This is a genomic window from Massilia sp. PAMC28688 (assembly GCF_019443445.1).
Lineage (GTDB): Bacteria > Pseudomonadota > Gammaproteobacteria > Burkholderiales > Burkholderiaceae_D > Telluria_A.
The window spans coordinates 3,975,182-3,996,324 of the sequence record NZ_CP080378.1 but is presented as its reverse complement, the minus strand read 5'-3'; the positions used below and the strand labels follow the sequence as shown (position 1 = coordinate 3,996,324).

Genomic DNA, 21,143 nt, shown 5'->3' with positions numbered 1-21,143 from the left:
ATGGTCTCTGGATGGGTCACGAGGGGCCTCACTTGGGTGCCAGCCGGCTGGCCGGCTGCGGTTCGGGTGCGGGGGACGGCGGGGCATCGGTCCCGCTGCCGGCCCCCAGCCGCAGGCCGCCGGCCGCCAGCAACGCCAGGGCGCACAGGCTCACTCCAATGCCCAGCGCCGATACCATCAGGCCGATTGCCGCACCGGGTCCCTGCCCCCACAGCGCTGCCAGCATGCCGCAGCGCTCCAGCAGGGCGCCAAACACGGTGCCGGCGAGCGGCACGGAACCCAGGATGGCTAGGGGGGCCAGGCCGAACGAAAGCACGGTGCGCACCGCAAACACCTTGCCTTGGATAGCTGGCGGCACGTGCATTTGCCACACGGTCTGGCTCGCCGCCATGATGATCGTGGTGAGCACGCCGAAAGCGCAGGCAGCGCCGCCCAGCATCCACGGCGCGCGCCACAGGCCCCAGCCCACCATGCACAGGCCGAAGCTCAGCGCGCCCCAGACGATCGCGTTCTGGTCGCTGACGGGCATGCGCCAGCGCGCCAGCAGCATGCCCGCGGCCACTGCGCCGGCGCCTTGCAGGCCCAGGCTGGCGCCGAGCACGTAGCTCGAGGCGAACGACAGGACATACGGGGCGAACGTTACGCTGAACACGGCCACTCCGATATTGATCGCCATGAAGAACAGCAGCAGGCGGCGCAAACCGGCGCGCGCGAACACCCAGCCAAAGCCGAAGCTCAGTTCATGCCAGAAGCTGGTGTAGGCCGGCGCGGCACCGGCCGGGGCGCGCGCGATGGTCACGCCCAACAGCCCGACAATGCCGATCAGGTAGCTGAGCATGTCGAGCGCCAGCAGCGCGCCCAGCCCGAAGTAATCCAGGCCCCCGGCGCCCAACACGGGCCCCAGCATGACGCTGATGCCGCGGAACGATTGCTGCAGGCTATTCATGCGGCCCAGATGGGCGCGCGGCACCACCAGCGCGATCGCCGCGCTCAGGGCCGACCAGCGCAGCTCCGACGCCAGGGCAAGCACCAGTGTGACCAGCGCCACCACCGCCAGGTTGAGCTTGCCGGCGGCCAGGCACAGCAAGGCCAGCGAAATGGCCAGCATGGAGACCACGTCGCTCGACAGCAGCAATGACTTTTTATTCCAGCGGTCCGCCAGCACACCGGCAAAGGGCGCGAACAGCAAACTGGGCAATCCCGCCAGGATGGCCAGCCAGGCGAACCACGCGTACGACCCGGTCTCGCGGAACACCCAAACGTTCAGGCCGAACGTGGTCAGCGTGGTGCCCAGGCTGCTGAGCCCGCGACTGACGATGAAGCGCAGCGCGGCCGCCGGCAGTGGCGTGCCGGGGGCGTCTGGCGCCGCTGGCGCCGGGTCGGCGTCTGGCTTGATCATGGCCTTCCTGCCTGATGGGTGAACGCGTTCGCATCGTCGGCATGGATCGCCACGATTCGCAACTCGCTGGTGTAGGTATGGCCTTCGGCGTCGCTCAGCCAGGCTTGGCTGTGAGCCGGCAGCATTTCGCTCATGCCGATCAGGGTGGCGCAGTCCACGCCGCCATCCTGGGCGTTGCGGATCTGGCGCGCCAGGAGCCACACGTACAGGGGGCTGTCGAAATCGAGATAGAAGGGCTTTTGCTCCCATGGCGTCTTGACGAACACCCAGCGCGGCAGCTGGCGCTCCAAGCGCCAGCTGCGCGCCTCCAGAAACGCGGCAGCGCTGTCGGTGCATGCCACGAAGGGCAGCTCGGCGCAGCTGAAGCGCCAGGCCTGACGTTGCACCACCAGGCGGTCGATGGCGATGCGCGGGCGGTACGGCGCGTGGGCCAGGAGCGCGAATTTGTCGGCGGCGAAACCGGACAGCAGCTCGCCGAATACGTCCAGCAGCGCGAAACTGCGCGCGCCATCACGCGTTTGCACCACCAAAGCGGCGCCGCCCTGCTCCCGCTGCACTACCAGCTGGCCGATATCGAGCGCGCTGGCCGGATCGAGCGGGCGCGCGTCGTGCGAAAAACACAGCTCAATGTCAACCCCTGGTTCGAGTACGGTCTGCACCCGGATCGGCTGCTGCGTGCCGGCGCGCGACAGGCACGGCATGATGCGTGGGGCGCCGCGATCGGCGGCCAGCATCGCCAGCAGGCGCCAGGGCTCGTCGAACTGGTTGACGGCAGAATGGTTCATCAGCGTGTTCAGGCCCAAGTGCAGTTCGCCAAGCACGAAGAGGTACTCGCCGCGCGCGACAGCGTCCACGTCGGCAGCGGCAATCATCACGTCCGGGCTTTGGTGGCAAGCGGCGCGCCAGCCGCAGTGCGGCACGTCGAAAGCGGCCCCGATGGCGGCCATGACGGCGGCGCTGTCGTGCTGCACACATGGGCGCACCGCCGGCGCGGCCAAAATGGCTTCCCAGCGCTCCCACAGCTGGGCCTGGATGGCACTGGCATCGAACGCCGCGGCGCCGAAGAACAGCCCCTGGGCGTCGGCCCAGAAAGCGGTGAAGTTGAGTGCGCCGTCGGCGCGCGCCAGGCGCTCGAAGATCGCCTCGAAAGCCAGCCCGAAGCCGAGCGCCAGCTGGTAGCAGAACCAACGCGCGCTGGCCAGCACCGGGTCGAGCGCGGCCTGCAGAGGTGCGCTCAGCTGCGTGCCCAGCTGCACGCTCATAGCGCGCTGGCAGTCTTCGTATGCGAGCGTACGCGCACCGTAGGTTTCGCCGGCGCGGCGGTTCGAAGGCAGGCCGCAGACCTGCTCGAATACGGCCCCCAGCTGCGCGGATGAGCTGGCCACGGCGCGGGCGTCACCGGCCGCGGCGGCCAGAGCGGCGCGCGCCGCTTCCAGCGCGTCGAGCGCGGCCACCGCCGGCAGGCGCTGCGCGTCGTCGGTGATCGCCTGCAGTTGGGTGCGCAGATGGCGTTCCGGCCAGGCGTCGCTGGCGCATACCGCAAAGCCCCAGGCCAGGCGCTGGCTTGCTGCCAGTTCCTCCATGATGGCATACACCTCGTCCGCGCTGTTGAAGTCGAGGAAGGGATTGGCCGTGAGCGCAGCGGCGATCGCGGCGGCCGTGAGCTGGCCGTCGCAAGCGCCCAGCACGGCCGCTTGTTCGTCGCTCAGGCGCGTGGCGGCGCCGGTTGGCAAATGCAAGGTCACCCCTTCGAGGCGCAGATACGGCATGCGCCGCGGCGTGCACCACTGGCGCAGAGCGGGCCGGGCCGACAAGCGCGCGGCCAGGGCCTGGATCGCCCAGTCCTCGAAATACACGCTGCGGCGCGCCAGCAAGTGCGCTTCGCAGTGATAGCGGATCGGCTCCGGCCCGTCGCCAAGAGTGGCCCAGCCTACCGGGCCGAAAAAGCCAATGGTGTCGTTCTTGGTGCAGTAGCGCTGCGCATACATGGCGACCAGCTGCTCGCTGCGGCGCAGCCGGGCAGCCCCGGCGCCGTCGCCCGACGGCGTGGCCAGCAGCGCAACGGCGCTGTGGGCCGCCAGCGGATTTTGCCATGTCACCGCCTCGGCAAAGCGCGGCGTGCGGGCAAACGCGCTGGCACAGTCGCGGCTGCGCTTGTGGGCGGCGGCCACGCTGGCGTCGTAGCGCGCGGCAGCCAGCTGCCGGCTCGCTTCGGCAGCGCGCAGCGCCTGCACGGTCTGCAGTGGCGTGCGCGCACAAAACGCCGCGCTGAACTGGCGCCGGTCGATAGCCTTGGCGTCGGCGCGCAATGCCAGAATCTCTTGTTGCAGTTGGCGGTGGCGGGCACTGGCGGGCGGGTCATGGCGCACGTCGTCCAGCATCGCCTTGATCCGCGCCTTGACGCCGGCGCGCACCCCGTTCCAGGCATCGAGCGCGTCGCTCCGGGCGCGGACCAGGGCATCGGCGGCAGCGGCGCAGTCGGGGTCGGCAAAGCCCAGCACGGCTGCTGCGGGGAAGCCGGCCGAGCGGCATTCCAGCACGCGCCAGAACGACCAGCCGTGCGCGCTCGGCGCGCTCAGGTGGGGCGCGGGCCCGGCGCCCGCTTGCGGCAGGTTCAGCACATTCCTCATGGCGCCACGGCCCTGGCCGCCTGGATCGCCTCGGCAATGGCGTGTGCCGTCGACATCTTGTACACGTCACGCACCTTGAGGGTGACGCCCATGCGTTCGCGGCACTGGGCCACGAAGCGCATCATGGCGATCGAATGCAGGCCCTTGGCGAACAGGTCGTCCTGCGGCGCCAGCGCGGTGCCGGGCATGACGCTATGCAGGATCTCCAGCGTCGCCTGTAGTGTGGGCGGATGTGCCGCCTGGCCCCGGTTGGCAATGGGCGCTGCGGCGGGGGGCGTGGAAGGGGCCGAAGGTGCGGCCGAGAGCGCCTGACGATCGAGCTTGCCGCTGGCGTTGAGCGGCAGGGCCTCCAGCGCGACATACAGGGCCGGCACCATATAGTCTGGCAAACTGGCCAGCAATTGCGCCTGCAGGGTCGCGCCGTTCAAGGCCCCCGGCTCCGGTCCGGCCACGTAGGCCACCAGGCGCAGCGCGCCGGCGCCGTCCGGCTCGGCCATGACCCCGGCCGCGCCTACCCCGGCGCAGCCTAACAGCGCCGCTTCGATCTCGCCCAGCTCCATGCGCAGGCCGCGGATCTTGACCTGGTGGTCCAGGCGGGACAGAAATTCGATATGACCATCGGGCAGATAGCGGGCCAGGTCGCCGCTGCGGTACATGCGACTGCCGGGTGCGCCGAACGGATCGGGGATAAATTTTTCCGCCGTAAGGTCGGGGCGCCGCAGGTAGCCGCGCGCCAGCTGAATGCCGCCGATAAAGAGCTCACCGGCGACCCCGACCGGTACCGGCTGCAGCTGGGCGTCCAGCAGATGGATGCAGGTATTGGCCAGCGGTTGGCCGATCGGCACCCTGCGGTCCGGGCGCGCCGCTGTGCAGTCGACATAGGTCACGTCGACCGCCGCTTCGGTCGGTCCGTACAGGTTGTGCAGCTGGCACGGCAGCAGCGCCGTAAAGCGCTGCTGCACGGCGTAGGGCAAGGCTTCGCCACTGCAAAACACGCGGCGCAGGCTGGCGCAGCGGCTGGCGTCGGTGAAATCCAAGAAGGCTGGCAACATGGACGGCACGAAGTGAACCGTCGTGATGTCGCACTGCGCGATCAGGCTGGCCAGATAGGCCGGATCCTTGTGCCCGTCGGGCTGGGCGATCACCAGCCTGGCGCCGCTGGCGAGGGTCCAGAAAAACTCCCACACCGAAACGTCGAAGGAAAACGGGGTCTTCTGCATGACGGCGTCGCTGCCGTTCAGTCCATACTGGTGCTGCATCCAGTCCAGACGGTTGACCACGCCCTGGTGCGTGTTGAGCGCGCCCTTGGGCTGGCCGGTCGAGCCGGACGTGTAGATGCAATAGGCCAGTTGCTGGGGTAGCACGTCCAGTCCCGCGCTGCTGCGCGGGTGGGTGGCGATGCTGTCCCACTGGCTGTCTAGACACAGGGTATGCGCCGCGCTGGCCGGCAGTCGCTTGAGCAGATGCTGCTGGGTGAGCAGCACGGGCGCGGCGCAGTCTTCCAGCATGTAGGCCAGGCGCCGGGGCGGATGGTCCGGGTCTAGCGGCACGTAGGCGCCGCCGGCTTTGAGAATGCCCAGCAAGCCGATCACCATCTCCAGGCTGCGCTCGGCGCAAATGGCTACCAGCACATCCGGCCCGACGCCCAAGGCGCGCAGCTGATGGGCCAGCTGGTTAGCCCTGGCATCGAGCTCGGCGTAGCTCAAGCGGGCCGCGCCGAATTCGAGCGCGACCGCCGCGCCATCGCGCCCAACCTGCGCCTCGAACAGCTGATGCACGCCCAGCTGGCGCAGCGGGCGCGCGGCGCCGGTGCCGAGTGCGCGCAGGGCGGCCAGCTGCGCTTGTCCCAGCAAGGGCAGCTGCCACAAGGCACGCTGTGGCGCTTCGCTAGCCGCGTCCAGCAGCACCAGGTAGTGCTGCGCCAGATCCTCGACGGCGGCGCGCTCGAACATGTCGGTGTTGTATTCAAAGACCAGTTCCAGCGGCTGGGCAGCGGAGCTGTTGCCCAGGATGCCGACCACACTCAGGTCAAATTTGGACGAACCGTTGGCCAGTGCTTCTTCCAGCTCCACCTGCAGGCCGTCGAACTGCGGCGCGGCGTCCAGAGAATCGTGAAATGAAAAGCCGACATTGAACGGGGCGTCACCCTGCAGGCGCTGCGACCAGCCCAGGCGCTTGACGATTTCGCCAAGCGGCACGGCGCTGTGGGCCAGCGCAAAGTCGGTGTCGCGCGCCACCGCCTGCAACAGCTCGGCAAACGGCTGGTGCGCATCGATCGAAAACGGAATCGGCACCATACTGACGAACATCCCCGTGGTCCATTGGAAGCGCGCGTCGGCGCGGTTGGCCAGCGCGCTGCCGATCAGGAACTGCTGCTGCCTGCCATGGCGGGCGCACAGGACGGCGAACGCGGCCAGCATGAACACATAGCGCGATACTCCATGGGCGGCGGCGCTGCGGTTGATTTGGTCGAACAGGCCGACCGAGGCTGCTACGCGCAGCTGGGCGCCAACGAAGCGTTGCGCGCTGCCGGACTTTCGGTCTTGAAACAGGCGCAGCTGCTCATCGAAGCCGCCCAGGCGCTCGGCCCAGGAATCCATCTGGGCGCTGAAATCGGCCGAGGCCATCCAGATGGCTTCTTCGGCGCAGAAATCGCTGTAGTGCGCTTCGATCTGCGGCAGTCGCGATGTCCGGCCCTGGCGCAAGCTGCTGTACAGTTCGGCCAGATCGGACAGCAAGATGCGGAACGACTGCCCGTCATGCACGTTGTGGTGTTCGGACTGGATCAGCTGGTGTTCATGCGCCGCCAGTTTCACCAGGTGCCAGCGCACCAGCGGCGGCGTGCGTACGTCGAAGCGATGGGCCAGATGATCGGCCATGACGGCGTCGAGTGCACGCGCACGCTCGGCCGGTCCGTGCGCCGCCAAGTCCAGATACGGCAGCGTCACGCGCACCTCGGGCACCACGCGGCGCCGCAGACGGCCCTCGGCCAGCTCAAAACCGGTGCGCAGGATCTCGTGGCGCGCCACCAGGGCGTTCAGGGCGCCTTCCAGGTGGCCCACGTCGAGTGTTCCCAGCAGGCGGAAACGGGCGTGGCAGCGGTAGGCGCGCCAGCCCTCGCCCAGCTGCTCCAGGAAGCACACCTGTTGCTGGGCGTACGAGGCGCCGTCGCGGTGCGCCGGCAGCGCGCCAGCGCTCACCTGGGCGCCAGCGTTGGCGGCCAGCGCGGCGTCGAGCAGCGCGCCATACTCGGCGATGGTGCAGTTGCCCACCGGTGCTGGCAGCCGGCGCCCGCCCCCCAGCGCGCGGTTCACGCGAAAGCCCAGCGAGACCGCCTGCATCGAGCTCCCGCCCAGGCTGCGCAGGCCATCGTGGATACCCAGTTGGGGGAACTTGAGCACCTCGCTCCACAGGGTCAGCAGCAGGCGCTCGGTGGCGCTGCGCGGCGCCGCGTATGCGCTGCCCAGGCTGTCGCGCGAAGTGTCCGGAACTGGCAGCGCATTGCGGTCGACCTTGCCGTTTGGGGTCAGGGGCAACGCGTCCACCCAGACCCAGGCGGTCGGCACCATGTAGTCGGGGAGCGTGCGCAACAGCTGCTGGCGCAGGGCGCCGTGGCGCGCCAACCCGCCCCCGCCCGCAGCGCCGTTGGCAGCTGGGTTTGCGAGCGCGTTCGCAGCCGCGCCCGCGACCAGGTACGCCACCAGGCGCGCCTCGCCGGCGGCGTCGGCCCGTACCACCACCACGGTCGCGCGCACACCATCGACGCGCAACAGCGTACTTTCGATTTCGCCCAACTCCACGCGCAGGCCGCGCAACTTGATCTGGTGGTCGATCCGGCCCAGGAAAGCGATCTGGCCGTCCGCGAGCATACGGCCCTGGTCGCCGGTGCGGTACAGGCGGCTGCCGGGCGCGCCGAACGGATCGGGGATGAACGCTGCCGCCGTCAGCTCGGGGCGGTTCAGGTAGCCGCGCGCCAGTCCGGCGCCAGCGATATGGATCTGGCCCGCCGCGCCGGGCGCGACCGGGCGGCCGTCTTCGTCGAGCAGGTACAGGCTGGCGCCGGCGACGGCGCGGCCTAGCGGCACTTCGCTATCGGGACCGGCGGCCGGGTCGACCTGGCAACTGGCGGCCCAGATAGTCGTTTCGGTGGGACCATAGGCATTGAAAAAGGCGCACCCCGGCGGCAGGCGGCGCAGATGGCTGGCCTGGCACGCTTCGCCTGCCGTGATCACGCAGCGCAGGCTGGCCACGCGGGTGAGGTCGGCGTGCGCCAGCCAGGCGGGCGGCAAGGTCGCGATCGTCACGCCGGCGGCGGCCATGGCGTCGGCCAGGCGCTGGTCCAGCTCGGGTGGGCGCAGCACCAGTGCGGCGCCGGCGCCGACGGCCATCACCAGGTCGAACACGAACGCATCGAAGCCAAACGAGGCAAACTGCAGCACCCGGTCGGCAGGCCCGACCTGGAACCATTCCGCCTGCGCCTTCTGCAAGTTAGCAATGTTTGCGTGCGGAATCAGCACACCTTTCGGCACGCCCGTCGAGCCGGAGGTATAGATGCAGAAGGCCACGTCCTGGTCCTGGCCCAACACGGCGACGTCGCCATCGCCGTGTTGGGCGATGGCAGGCCAGTCGCGCACGATGTCGAGCGTGGCGGCGGCCGTGGCGGGCAACGGCGCCAGAGCACTGCTGGTGATCAACAGGGGCGTCGCCGTGTCGAGCATGAAACCGCGCAGCCGCTCAGCCGGCTGGTCGGTGGCCAGCGGCACGAAAGCGGCGCCGCTTTTGAGCACGCCCACCACCGCCACGATCAGATCTGGCGAGCGCTCCAGGTGGATGGCCACCAAGGCGCCGCGGCCGATGCCGGCGGCGCGCAGATGAGCCGCGAGCTGATTGGCGCGTCCGTTCAGTTCAGCGTACGAAAGCGTGGGGCCGTCCGAGGCGACGGCCACGGCGCAGGCGTGCGGTGTGGCATGCGCGGCGCGCTCGACCATCTGGGGAATGGTGATGTTCATTGTTATCGAGTCAGTACGAAGCTAGAAGGTCACATGCCGGTTGGCTGGCCCGTCCGCAGGTTGCGCGATGGGCGGCTTCAGGGAAATATCAAATCTTCATTTCAAAGGCAACCCGCAGCACGGCATAGCTTGGGCTGACGCTGAGCTGACGCAGGCGCTGGCTCGCGTCAAAGTAATTCGCGCCCACCGCATAGTCCTGGTGCAGCAGATTGGACGCGGTAAAGCGCCACTGGGAACGGGCGTCGACCTTCCATAAACCGTACACATCGAGCACCCGTTTCGGGCTGTAGCTGGCGCTTTGGGTGGCCGACAGCCGCACCGCGCCGCCGCTTTGCCAGCCGCAATTGCCGCCCAATGTCAAAGGAAGATTCCGAAACCGATAGTCGGCGCCGACATTGGCGCTGATTTCGATTTGTTTATCAAGCCGGTTATCCGGTCCGGGCACGGCATGCACGGTCGACCAGTTGCGCGCGATATTGGCGCGCAAGTCCAGTTCGGGAAATGCTTTATTGAGTTTGGCCAGGCTGAGCTTGCCTTCCATTTCCACACCGCGGGTACTGGCGTCGCCATTGTTCTCCGGAGTCGACACCCATACGTTGTTTACCAATCCCATGCGCGACAGGATGATGTCGTCGATGCGCCTGGCGGTGGCACTGATACTGATCATGCCGGCATCGCCCAGATAATGTTCGTAGGCCAGATCGACACCCCACGCCAGCTCAGGGCGCAGCGATGGATTACCCTGGAAATCGGGGGTGGTGGGTGTGTTGTCGTTGGCCACATAGCGGCGCGCCATCAGGTCGCGCGTAGTGGGCGCCTTGTAGGTGCGGCTCAGTCCAAGGCGAACCTGGTCCTTCTTGCTGCCGGGCAGTTGCCAGACCGTTTGCAGGGCCGGGCTGACCACGCTGGAGCGGCTGCTGACGTCGGCATGCACATTGGCCTGGCTGCGGGTCAGCAAGCCCTCCCAGCGCAGGCCCAGATAGGCCGACCAGCCGGGCGCTATCTGCCATTCGTCCTGTGCGAACACGGCCAGCCGGGCCACACGGGCATCGTACTGTTCGTCCAGATTGCGGGCGGGGTAGCCGGCCGGCGCCTGCTGGCGTTGCACGCGGTTTTCAGAGCGCTGACTCAATTCGCTGTCCCAGCCCAGAACGATGGCATGGTCACGCAGATACGGCAGGCGGTATTTTCCGCTCGGACTTACGCTGCGGTCGATGGCGTCAGAATCGGTGTCTTCGTCGAGCACGGTGTTGCCGTCCGCGTCAAAGCCATAAAAATCGTTGACCACCTTGCGGCGGTTGTAGCTCAAGCCCAGCTTGACGTCCAGCCTGGCATTGTTGCCTCCGGCCCGGCTCCAGGATAGCCGCGAGCGCGCGATGGTAGTATCCATCTCGATCTGCAGGTCGTTGCCGGCGTACAAGGCGGGAACACCCAGGAGGCTGGCGCGGCTGTCCAGGACGCTGCCGCGGGTTTTGCGGTACTGCAGCAGGGCATCGGCGCTCAGATTGTCCGCCCCGAGTTTCCAGTCGGCGCGCGGCGCCAAGTTGACGGTGTCGATGCGACCGGATTCGACCTTGGTGGAGACTCGCTGCAGCACCGGGACGCCGGCAGCATCGACGCCGCTTTGTTCTATGATCGAGGGAAAGGTATTTTTAGCGCTGCTCAGGCCGCCCGTGAGCGCATACGACAGCGCGCCCCGGCGCCCGGAAACTTGTCCGTCCAAAAAGCCCGAGGGATTGTCCCGGTAACCGGACAGCGCCGCCTTGACTTCGCGCCCATTGGCCGCGACGCGCTGCTTGAGGACGATGTTGATGGTACCAGCGATGGCCTGGGCACTCATGTCGGCCGTGGCGCCGCGCGTTATTTCGATGCGTTCGATGCTGACCGGGGAAATCGAGCCAATCGAGAAGCCCGGTGCGACCGGCTCGCCATTGAGCAGGATTTGCGTATAGCCGCCGGCCAGACCGCGCAAGCGGATCTCATCGCTGCGCCCGGCCGCGCTGCCCACGGTCACGCCGGGAACCCGCCGCAGCACGTCTTCGATCGTGCTGTCGCCAAACTTGACAATATCTTGCTGGGTGACGACGCTGCGCGCCACCGTGCTTTCCTTGCGGTCGTCGAAATCGGCCGTACCCGACACCGTCACCCGCGCCATGGCACTGGCGTCCGGCTTGGCCGGCGCGGCCGGCGGTTGCTGGGCATTCCCATGACTGGCCAGCAGCACGCCGACGGAAACGAATGCGATTGGCCCCCGACCTGGATTATACAAAGACATACTATCTCTTAAACGATTTCGATTAAACGAACGATGCAATCCACCCGGACCAGAATTGGGACGGTTAACTACAGCGTTTAGGGAATAAATCATGTGTCGCACAAATGACGCAGTGCGCGAGAATCTTTGCAGGTCGCAAGATATAGGGGGGAACCGTGATGGACGACAACCCTTGAAACCTCTGCTTGGATAAGCAGGAAGTGAAAATTATAACAGAGTTCCCAAATGATTTGTTTGTCAATCTTCTAAATTAAAGATTATCGCACTGCTCTTTTCAGTTCGACGGTCCCTACGAGCTTGCCTGCGGCGCGCTGCGATCGAGATGCATCATGTTCTGCTCCATCGAGGCCAGACGATTGAACGATAGATGGTTACTCAAGCGTGTCAGATTGCGCTCTAGCACACTTATCTTCCATACATTCTCTCGAAATCTTTCGAACAGAATTTTTTAATTATATTTCTCAAGCATGGATTTATCACATTCTGGATAGTGTCGAAACAGCGGAGCAGCCGCGTTCCGTTGGCAACCTCGCACCGTTGACGCGGAAGATGGTGAAAGACCCGGCCGAACGGAAATTGCCGCTGAAGCTTTTGACGCCCCACCCTAAGTAAGTGGCATGGTTGGCTTAAATGGAGACCTCGACGACAATTTCGACCCTGTAGCGAGTCGACGACTCTACGCCAGCCCTGAACTAGCTAAGGAGGACATCTCGTTGAAGGAATTCGCTGGCGGGGAGAGGCACCGCGCAGTCGAGTGCGGTGAACGTTGGTGCGGAAGATCGCCTTTTCGTGCCTCGCTTAATCGCGTCCCGGGCCGCGTCGGAACAGTAAGGGCCGCCTTTTGTTCCTCACGAAACGTCCAGGTCTATGGACATTATCGCTATAATGTTCACTTGCATACATGCGATACCTCGCCACCTACCCGTATGTCACGAACATCCTAATGGCGCACCCGGTCGACAGCTTTCCTAATCTGGTGCCGCTGGAGCGGCTCATGGTGTCAAGCCCGTTAGATGCTCAGTGTCGAAGAAATCCGACAGAACCGGACGAGAGGTTGAGCTGGCGCGCAAGGCGTCGAAGGTACGGGAACAACGAGAGTGCAGTACGGTCGACTGCGGTGTTGTCCTAGGGAGGAGCCACGCGTCTTCGGCGAGTATCAAATTTAGTTCGCGCCGTCGGCGGGTCTCAAATTTAGTTCGCGACAGCGCGAGGTAAATCTGGACGGGTCAGAATGAAGAATCGTCATTTTTCAACGACTTAGTGATGCGAGGGTGTGGTCAAATTTACTTCGCTGGATGGGAAGATTTGACCAGGCGTGGGCCACTCCCCCTCCCGACGGCGTGACCGTCCAGATTGAGCTCATGTTGGGATCGTTGCTGGTGGTTGCTGCGCCCGAGTCCTTTCGCATGCCCTGGAAGGTAGGCCAGCCGCGGCGGGCAGCAAGCGTCCGGGCCTGCGGCCCCGTCATCCTCGCCCGTTCGCACTCGCTGCGCTCGCTTGCGCTGCAGCCTCCGGTGCCGCCCTTGCCCCCCGCCTCTCACGGCTGGCCTTCCTACGGGCAAGCACGGCGAAAGGCACTCAGCGAAGCAAGGACACTGCGAAAAGGGGATACCAACATGAATCACCAACACCAAGGTCAAAATCAACTTCCGGCTCAGACATCTTGCAAAGCCAGGGGAAACCCTGGCGACGACAATCACTTCTAACAGTCTAAAGGAGACAAAAATGTTTGCGAAGAAAAAAGCGTTGGCATGCGCGGAAGACAGTGGTCAACCAGGGGCGGGTGGAGCGGGGGCGCCGATGCTCGATCTGTTTGCTACGGGGGAGTCCTTACTTCCCATTCCACTTCCGGATGGCGAGTTGTTCATGATGGAGCAGTTGCCGCTTCAGCTCGACAACGACGCGATCTTGGCTCAGCTGATCGACGAGACAGCGTGGCGCGCCGACTCCATCACTGTGTTGGGCAAGCGGTTCCTTCAGCCGCGTTTGACATCGTGGCAAGGCGCAGCCGATTACACATATTCGGGGGTGATGATGCCGGCTGGGCCGTGCTCACCCTTGGTGCAGCAAATACAGTCTGTTGTGGAGAATGTCACCGGCCTTTGTTTCAACAGCGTGCTGCTCAACTACTACCGCGATGGTCGCGACAGCATAGGCATGCACAGCGACGACGAACCTGAACTGGGGCCAGAGCCAGCCATCGCGTCCGTGAGCTTCGGCGACACGAGAACGTTTGTTCTGAAACACAAGCGAACCTCGCAGATGGTCAAGCTCGACCTCACGGCCGGGAGTCTGTTACTCATGTGTGGCCGCACGCAGGCCAACTGGCAGCACGGGATCAACAAAACGACACGGCCCGTGGGGCCACGTCTAAATGTAGTGACCTGCATTTGAAACGCGCCCGACCAGCATTCCAGCCGATTTTCGGCCAGGAATAACTGCGACTCACGCCCCCATCAAACCAGCATTAGCTGCAAATGAACCTGCATTTATCCGCGCCGACCTGCATTTCATCGTCGCGAACCAGCATTATCTGCAACTGACCAGGATGTTCAACACCGCCTTGCTATCGGCCTCGATTTCGGCCAGCACACCCAGCCAGTGGCCGATTACGCGCTTGACGCTCGCCGCTGGCTGGGTGTCGCGCCAGACCGTAAGGATGCGCTGGTAGCCGACCAGATCGGCCCGCTGCACGCAATACGCCGTCGTCATCTGAGTTGCCTCGATGTCGGTGAATGCTCCAGGGGTGCGGCTGGCCTGCTCCAGCATTCCGACCTGGGCGGCAGTGTTGCTCTGGATGCTCCGCAGGTGCTCGATAATGAGCGGCAATCCGGTCGGATTCGGCCAGGCAAGGATTTCGATTTCCTCGGCCGTGCCGGTGCCGGTTGCGATCATCAATACATCGTGGACGCCCGCTCCGATCAAGTCCGCCTTTGGGATATTCGTATGCGTCCACGGAAACAGCTCCTGTTTCTGTGCGACCAGCATGCGCAGGTCCTGCTTGAATCCCTGTTCCAGACCGGGAGGCGGTGCCTCCTGGTTGTCGGCCTCGACCATTTGCCAAATCCGCTCGATGTGGTCCTCCTGCTCGTCGCTAGGAAACAGGCTGATGTTCCACGCCAGGCAGCAGCTCATGACCGCCTTCTTCCGCGCTTCCAGCTCTTCCACGAACAGGACGTGCGGCAGCATGAAGGACGAATAGCAGGACGCGACCGTAAATTGTTTGAATTTCATGGGCAGAATCAGATGGGCAGGCCAGCGGCAAGCATCCGGTCACGCAGCTCCGCAGTGCGCGCCGGTTCGAGTTTGTTGTTGAACAGCGCACGGATTTCCGCCGGCTTGGCGTCGAACTGTTCGACCATGTCCTTCAGCCTGTACCCGTGGCGGGTCAGGGTGGGCTCCAGATCGTCAAGCTGGCGAGACAGCACGGTTTCCACCAGCGCGGCCGTGACAGGCTTCTCGCCCGTCTGGTAGCCCGCTTCGAGTGCCAGTGTCAGGTGCAGTTGGACTTGCAGCGGTGTGCGCAGCTTGGTGGCCAGGATATCGATGGCCTCGCCGTTCAGGATCGACTCGGGATCGGTGTTCGGGGCCGAGCTGGCACCAAGCAGCCACAGGATGTATTCGCGCTGGCTGCCGGCGATGCCATCGAGCGTGAAGATGTCGGTGCGGTAGCCGATTTCCTCCATGGTCGGGCGGCGCAGGTCGTTGCGCAGCTTCGGATGGCCGGCCAGAATCACCGACAGCCGGCCGCCTGCATCCTCGACCACTTCCATCAGGCGCTTGAGGCCGATGAGGGTGTGGCCGTTCAGGTCGTGCGCCTCGTCGACGAACAGCGCCACGGGCCGCTTCCCCTTCTTGACGATCTCCTGCAATTCCCGCTCGCGCTTCTCGCTCTGCTTGGGAATTTGCACTTGTTTGTCCTGCGTCAGGTCGTAGTAGAGGGTGGAGATCAAGGTGGCCAGTTTGATGCTGTGCTTTTCCACCGACAGTGACTTGGCGACAGCCACGCGGTTTTCGTCTTTCAAAATCTGCTGGAGGCGGCGCAGCGTGACTGTCTTGCCGCTGCCGACAACACCGCAGACGGCGATCAGCCGTCCCTCAAGGGTAGCGCCCTTGATGTCCTTGATAAGCTGCTTGTGGTGGTCGGTTTCGTAGTAGCCGGCCTGGCTAAGCGGCTGCGTCAGCCCGTAGTACTGCATCACTTCAACTCGCATGGTCCTCTCCAGTCTTCTTGTTTCGGAAATAATCTCGTATGCGCGCGAGCACGATGCTGCGCGTCAGCGTCTCGCTCAGCACCTGGTCGATGACGGCGCGATCATCCTGCGACAGCTTGGCCAACGGCCTGGCCAGCTCGTCCGCAATCGCCAGCTTGGCGGCGATGACGTTCGCAAAATGAAATTCGTGCGCCTCGGCGTCGAAGGGCTGGATCGGTAATTCGCCTGGTAGATTTAGTGGAGCCAAGTGCAGCTCCTTGCCGGCCAGCGCCTCGATGGGCAGCTGGAGCTGGTCGGCCAGAGTGCGGATACGGTCGGCGCGCACGTCGGCCGCGCCGCGCTTGAAGGCGCGATAGCGGTTCAACGGGATCGGGCCGGCGACCGGGTAGTAGGGGCCAGTGCGCACGCCTTCGTACTCGACGTACAGTTCGTTGTCGAACAGCCCCCACAGCAGCAGCACATATTCGCCGGCCATGTCCGGCTCGACTTCATAGCTGGTGCCCTCGACCAACACGCGCGCGTCTACGCCCACCCGGCGCCGCTCTGGCTCACGGGCGAAGCGGCAGTACTGCTCCCAGGCGCACATCTCCCGGATGCCGCCGCTCGGGAAGTTGGCGAGCCAGTCCTCGATGCGCGAATGCTGCTCGGAGCGATGATCCTGGCGAATGTAGCGCATCAGGTAGCGCAACAGCCATTCGTTGGCCTGTTGCTCGGTTTCCGGCTTGTGAAAATGGTACAGGGTCTCGTGTGCTTCCTTCACCGTGCGGAACGGTCGCTCGACTTTCCCCTTGGAGCGCGCAGTGACCCGCTCGCCGTCTTTGCCGGCAGGGATGTGTGTCATCCACTCGATGCCCAGCGCGTGCATCACATTCTGGAATACGCGGCTCTTGGCGACAGGGCCGTTGTCCAGGTAGATCATCAGTGGCCGCCCCTGGAACGGGTATTCGGGGTCGGCCTTCGCCGCCATCGCGTTGAAAAGGAACCGCAGCGCCGACTCCGCATCCTCGCCATAGACACAGCGATACTCCTGGTAGGCCACGCCGCTGCGGTCGTCCACGACGCTGTACAGCATCAGCGTCGGCTCGCCCTTGCCAGGTTCGATCCAGTCCGGCTTGTCGATCCGTTTGAGGTCGGACGGCGACATGTCGAATTGCCAGCAGTCGTTGCTGTGCTCGGCCTGGAAGCGCACAGCTGGCGGTTGCCGGCGTAGACGCGGCTGGTCGAGGTGCCAAAGTGTGAGGTACTGGTTGACCGTGCTGCGCGTAAGCACGCCTTGTGGCGAGCGTACCAGCCCCTGCGCTGTCTCGACACCATATTCCTCTAACAGCTCGATGGCGCGCTTCGTGGACAGGTGGCGGCCCTGCTTGTTGGTGGTGCGCAGCTTGAGGGCCGCAACTAGTTCGCAATACCTCTCCAGTTCGGATTTCGGCAGCACGCGCGGCTTGCCGTGATCGGTGCGATGGATTACGCGTGGCTTCAGAAAATCCTTCAGGGCGCGATACACGGACGTGGTGGAGATGCCGTACAGTTCGGACATGGCGCGCACCTGGGCCGCACGCTCCGGACTTTTGTGAGGCAGACGGTCAAGCCGCTGCCGCAATTGCAGCAGCGATTCGACCGGGATCTGCTTACGCCACCCGGCCGCCATCGCTCTCAGCCTTGTCGAGATAGTTGTAGAGCGTGGATTTTGAAATTCCCATCATCTTGCAGATTTCTTCAACGGTATGATTCCGCTCCCGGTGCAGTTTAAGGGCAAGCGCGAGCTTGGCCGGGTCTAGTCGCTTCGGCCGCCCGCCCATGCGGCCGCGCGCGCGCGCCGCAACCAGTCCGGCCTGTGTCCGTTCGCGGATCAGGTTGCGCTCGAACTCGGCCAGTGCGCCGAACAGGTGAAAGACCAGCTTACCGCCGCTCGACGTGGTGTCGATATTTTCTTGCAGGCTGCGCAGCCCGACCTTGGTGGCCTCCAGTCGCTCCACCAGCTCGATCAGGTTCTTGAGCGACCGGCCCAGCCGATCCAGCCGCCAGATGACCACCGTGTCGCCGGCACGCAGCATGCTCATGAGGGTGGCCAGCCCGGAGCGGTCCGCCCTCGCGCCGCTCACCATGTCCTCAAAGACCCGCTCGCAGCCAGCCGCTTGCAACGCATCGCGCTGCAAGTCCAGGTTCTGGTCGTCGGTGGATACACGGGCGTAGCCGATCAGCATGGCGACTTGTCCAATAAATCACGAAAATTCAGTATAGCTGGACTTTGAATATTGGAAAGGGATTGTGGATTGTCGGTGTGCTTGGGATGCCCGCCGCACGCCGGCCGCTCGCGGGAGTGCAACAAACCCTCGTTTCTTGGAAAGTACGGTAGAGCGGCTCAATTGAGGGACAACCGCAAAATTCGGAAAACTACGTCACCTAGAAGGAAATCTCTGTGATTAATCAGCGGCTAATACCGGAATTCTCGGTTTGAGCCATCAAATTCTCTTGTTCATCGGATTTTGTGAATTGGTAACGACGCTATCGCATAACATTTCTTACAATCATTCCTACTGGAGAACCCATGAAAATACCGTCGTCCGCCCTGTTAGCCGCATCCCTGCTGGCAGGTTCCGTCTCCTTCGCCGAGGATATTAAGAGCGTGTCAGAGGCCAAGGTGACTGGCGCATCAATTCACGATAATAGATCGCTTGAACATGCAAGCACCGCGTCTAACCCATTTAGATCAGCTCCTTGTGAGACGGGTATTTTCCGAATGAATAAGGCGACATTCGTCGCTATTACTAAAGCGGACAGAGGATTTGACTATACTTTTAGCGACGGGATTGTCGGCAACACGCAGCATGCCAACGCGCTGGTCGAGTGTGGACAAGGTGCGGTTCTTGTTGGCGCAAAGCAGACCTGGCCAAAAGTTGCCGTTGCTGAATCGAATACGCGATTCGAGTCAAACGGCGTCATGCTCGCCGGCCGCTTGATGGAACCCCCGGGCGCGGGAAAGAACACGCCACTTGTCATCTACGCACATGGTTCGGAAGATGGCGGCTGGATTGATCGCGGGCGCGATCCCTACCAAATGTTGGGACGGGGTGTCTCGGTGTTCGTCTATGACAAGCGCGGCACTGGCCTTTCCGAGGGAGAATATACGCAGAACTTTCCGCGCCTGTCCGATGACCTAGTAGCGGCGTCGCGCGAAGCAAAACGGCTGGCGGAGGGCCGCTTCGGTCGTTTCGGACTGATCGGCTTGAGCCAAGGTGGGTGGATCGCCCCGCTCGCGGCGGTGAGTGCCAAGGCAGAGTTTCTCGGCATCGGCTACGGCTTGGTCGTTGACATCGCAGAACAAGATGCTGCTCAAGTCACGAAGGAATTGCGGGATCGCGGCTATGGCGACGACATCCTTGCCAAGGCCAAGGCGGCGACGGATATAACGGGACGACTGGTGAGGTCTGGATACAAGGAGGGCCTGGACGAGCTTGCAGAATTCCAGAATAAATTCGGAAAAGAAGTTTGGTTTCCTTTTGTAAAGGGTGGGTACACCGGCGTATACTTGAGTATGTCCGTGGATGATCTGCGAAAAAATGGCGTACCGCAATTAGATAAGCTGGGTGTCGACTGGTCGCAAAATCCCATGCAAGTCCTAAAAAATGTCGATGTGCCGCACATGTGGGCATTGGCAGATGAAGACCGGCAAGCCCCTATTGCGCTGACCGTAGAGCGGCTGTCGAATTTGCGTAAAAAAGGTCAGGACATCTCAATGTATATCTTCCCCGATACAGACCACGGCATGTGGAATTACGAGCAAGCGGCCGATTTTTCGCGCAAGCATACTCGTATTACTACGGGCTTTTACGATCTGATGGCTGACTGGGCAAAAGGCAAACTCGGCGGAAAGTACGGGAAGGCGTATCGCAGATAGCGGATGTAAGCGGGGGCCCCAGGTTGGATTGCTGAAGCAGGCCAGCCGCACCCCAGGAGCATTCATCGACATCGAAGCAACTCAGATGACGACCGCGTAATGCGTGCAGCGGGCCGATCTTTTTTGGTTACAAGTCAGTTGCAGATAATGCCGGTTCGCGGCGAAGGAATGCAGGTCGGCGCGGATAAATGCAGGTTCATTTGCAGCTAATGCTGGTTTGAGGGGGGCTTCAGTTGCAGTTATTCCTGGCCGAGAATCGGCTGGAATGCTGGTCGGGCCCGTTTCAAACGCAGGTCACTACAAGTAGTACGGTACTTTCAGCCTTAAGCGGAGCCGTGAACGTCGGGTAAGGGCGAAAGCAGTCTGATGGTTAGCGTCGCTCGACTGTCGCGTACAATCGGCTACCAGTAGCCCCAAACTGACAGCCGGATGCGGCAATTGAACAGCACCGTCAAGATCGCGGCTGGGCATGCTGCGCCAGCCAGGTACGCACCCTGGCCGCGTCTTGCGCGCGGGCAAACTTGCCATGGGCGTCAAGAAACACCATGACGACGGCGCGTCCGCCGACCGTGGCATGGAGCACCATGCAGCGGCCCGCCTCGCTGATATAGCCCGTTTTCTGGATGCCGATGCGCCACTTGCCACCGGCGATCAAACGGTTGGAGTTGCGGTAAGTGGTGGAACTGCGCCCCTGCGCCACTACGTGCAGCTTGTCGGTGGAAAAGCGGCGGATCAAGGGCTGGCGCTGGGCGGCCATGGTCAGCTTGGCCAGGTCTTCGGGCGACGACACATTGGCGCTGGACAGGCCGGTCGGCTCCACGAAACGGGTGCGCTTCATGCCCAGGGCGCGGGCGCGGGCATTCATGGCGCGCACGAACGCTGCCTTGCCGCCGGGATAGTGGCGGCCCAGTGCCGAGGCGGCACGGTTTTCAGAACTCATCAGGGCGATATGCAGCATGTCGTTGCGGCTCAGGCGGGTGCCCACGCGCAGGCGCGAGGACGAATACTTGAGCCGGTCAACGTCCGCGTCCGAGACTGTCAGCTTTTCGCGCAGGTTCAAGCCCGATTCGAGCACCACCAGCGCCGTCATGAGCTTGGTGACCGAGGCAATCGGCATGACCCGGCGCGCGTTTTTCTGATACAGGACCTTGCCGCTGGCCGCGTCCAGCACCAGCACGGCGCTCGACTTGAGCATGCCCATGCGGGCGATGCGCTGGGCATACTTGCGCGCCGGCCGTGCCTTGCGGCGCACCGGCTTTGCCTTGCGGGCACCGGCGTCGGCCTTGCGCGCACTCTCGGCCGCGGGTGCGGCCCCCTTCTTGGCCATGACCGCCGGCGACAGCGACGTGGCAAGTGACACGGCAGCGGCAATGAGCAAGCCGCGCAGGAATGACTTCATAGACAACAGCGTACTTTCGAAATGGGCGCAGGGACGGGGTGCAGGACGGAAAAACGGGCGTCACTGCCGCGATGGTGCAGCCGCTGTGGGCAGCGGCCAGGCAGGCCGCATACCGGGCAGGCGAACGGTCCGGCTCGACAATGGTAGTGACCAACACTTAGCATCCCATTAGCAAATCGCGCCTTGCGCAAAGGAAGCAAAAAAAGCCGAATTCCGTTGAAACACCCTTGGTTTCGCGGCGTCTTACCGTATAAGATGCCGGTCTTATTCAATATTCCGGAACGAAACTGTTCCACTTGGTAACGATGGAAAAAAATGA

General features: G+C 63.8%; 11 protein-coding genes. 2 read left to right on the top strand and 9 right to left on the bottom strand.

Annotated elements, in window-relative coordinates; genetic code table 11:
• Nucleotides 1-28 precede the first annotated feature (28 nt).
• From KY495_RS18020 to KY495_RS18005, 4 genes are all read right to left on the bottom strand, one after another.
• Nucleotides 29-1,399, bottom strand: coding sequence for an MFS transporter (locus KY495_RS18020; RefSeq protein ID WP_219880735.1), 1,371 nt, complete (start codon nt 1,397-1,399; stop codon nt 29-31).
• Nucleotides 1,396-4,029: a lantibiotic dehydratase gene (locus KY495_RS18015; protein ID WP_219880734.1), complete on the bottom strand. Its 2,634-nt coding sequence runs from the start codon at nt 4,027-4,029 to the stop codon at nt 1,396-1,398. Before KY495_RS18015 ends, KY495_RS18020 begins: the two co-directional genes overlap by 4 nt.
• Nucleotides 4,026-9,038 carry a non-ribosomal peptide synthetase gene (locus KY495_RS18010; protein WP_219880733.1) on the bottom strand — a complete coding sequence of 1,671 codons (5,013 nt, stop codon included), beginning with the start codon at nt 9,036-9,038 and terminating at the stop codon, nt 4,026-4,028. The genes KY495_RS18015 and KY495_RS18010 overlap by 4 nt, the downstream gene beginning before the upstream one ends.
• A gap of 88 nt (nt 9,039-9,126) precedes the next feature.
• Entirely contained in the window at nt 9,127-11,313 is a 2,187-nt protein-coding gene (locus KY495_RS18005; protein ID WP_219880732.1) for a TonB-dependent siderophore receptor, read from the bottom strand.
• A 1,725-nt stretch (nt 11,314-13,038) separates the two neighbouring features.
• On the opposite strand from KY495_RS18005, the gene KY495_RS18000 reads away from it, so the two are divergent.
• Nucleotides 13,039-13,707, top strand: coding sequence for an alpha-ketoglutarate-dependent dioxygenase AlkB (locus tag KY495_RS18000; protein ID WP_229518351.1), 669 nt, complete (start codon nt 13,039-13,041; stop codon nt 13,705-13,707).
• A gap of 135 nt (nt 13,708-13,842) precedes the next feature.
• Here KY495_RS18000 and KY495_RS17995 read toward each other — a convergent pair whose 3' ends face one another.
• Genes KY495_RS17995 through KY495_RS17980 form a run of 4 tightly spaced genes read right to left on the bottom strand, consistent with a single transcriptional unit; the run spans nt 13,843 to nt 17,731 of the window.
• Nucleotides 13,843-14,547: a hypothetical protein gene (locus tag KY495_RS17995; RefSeq protein WP_219880731.1), complete on the bottom strand. Its 705-nt coding sequence runs from the start codon at nt 14,545-14,547 to the stop codon at nt 13,843-13,845.
• Nucleotides 14,548-14,555: 8 nt separating this feature from the next.
• Nucleotides 14,556-15,527: an ExeA family protein gene (locus KY495_RS17990; protein WP_219880730.1), complete on the bottom strand. Its 972-nt coding sequence runs from the start codon at nt 15,525-15,527 to the stop codon at nt 14,556-14,558.
• Nucleotides 15,517-17,151: an IS481 family transposase gene (locus tag KY495_RS17985; protein ID WP_219884305.1), complete on the bottom strand. Its 1,635-nt coding sequence runs from the start codon at nt 17,149-17,151 to the stop codon at nt 15,517-15,519. The genes KY495_RS17990 and KY495_RS17985 overlap by 11 nt, the downstream gene beginning before the upstream one ends.
• Nucleotides 17,152-17,155: 4 nt before the next feature.
• Nucleotides 17,156-17,731 carry a recombinase family protein gene (locus tag KY495_RS17980; protein ID WP_219880729.1) on the bottom strand — a complete coding sequence of 192 codons (576 nt, stop codon included), beginning with the start codon at nt 17,729-17,731 and terminating at the stop codon, nt 17,156-17,158.
• Nucleotides 17,732-18,075: 344 nt separating this feature from the next.
• On the opposite strand from KY495_RS17980, the gene KY495_RS17975 reads away from it, so the two are divergent.
• A complete protein-coding gene (locus tag KY495_RS17975) occupies nt 18,076-19,425 on the top strand; it encodes a S9 family peptidase (RefSeq protein WP_219880728.1) in 1,350 nt (449 codons plus the stop codon).
• Nucleotides 19,426-19,876: 451 nt separating this feature from the next.
• Here KY495_RS17975 and pbpG read toward each other — a convergent pair whose 3' ends face one another.
• Nucleotides 19,877-20,824: a D-alanyl-D-alanine endopeptidase gene (gene pbpG / locus KY495_RS17970; RefSeq protein WP_219880727.1), complete on the bottom strand. Its 948-nt coding sequence runs from the start codon at nt 20,822-20,824 to the stop codon at nt 19,877-19,879.
• Nucleotides 20,825-21,143: the final 319 nt, after the last annotated feature.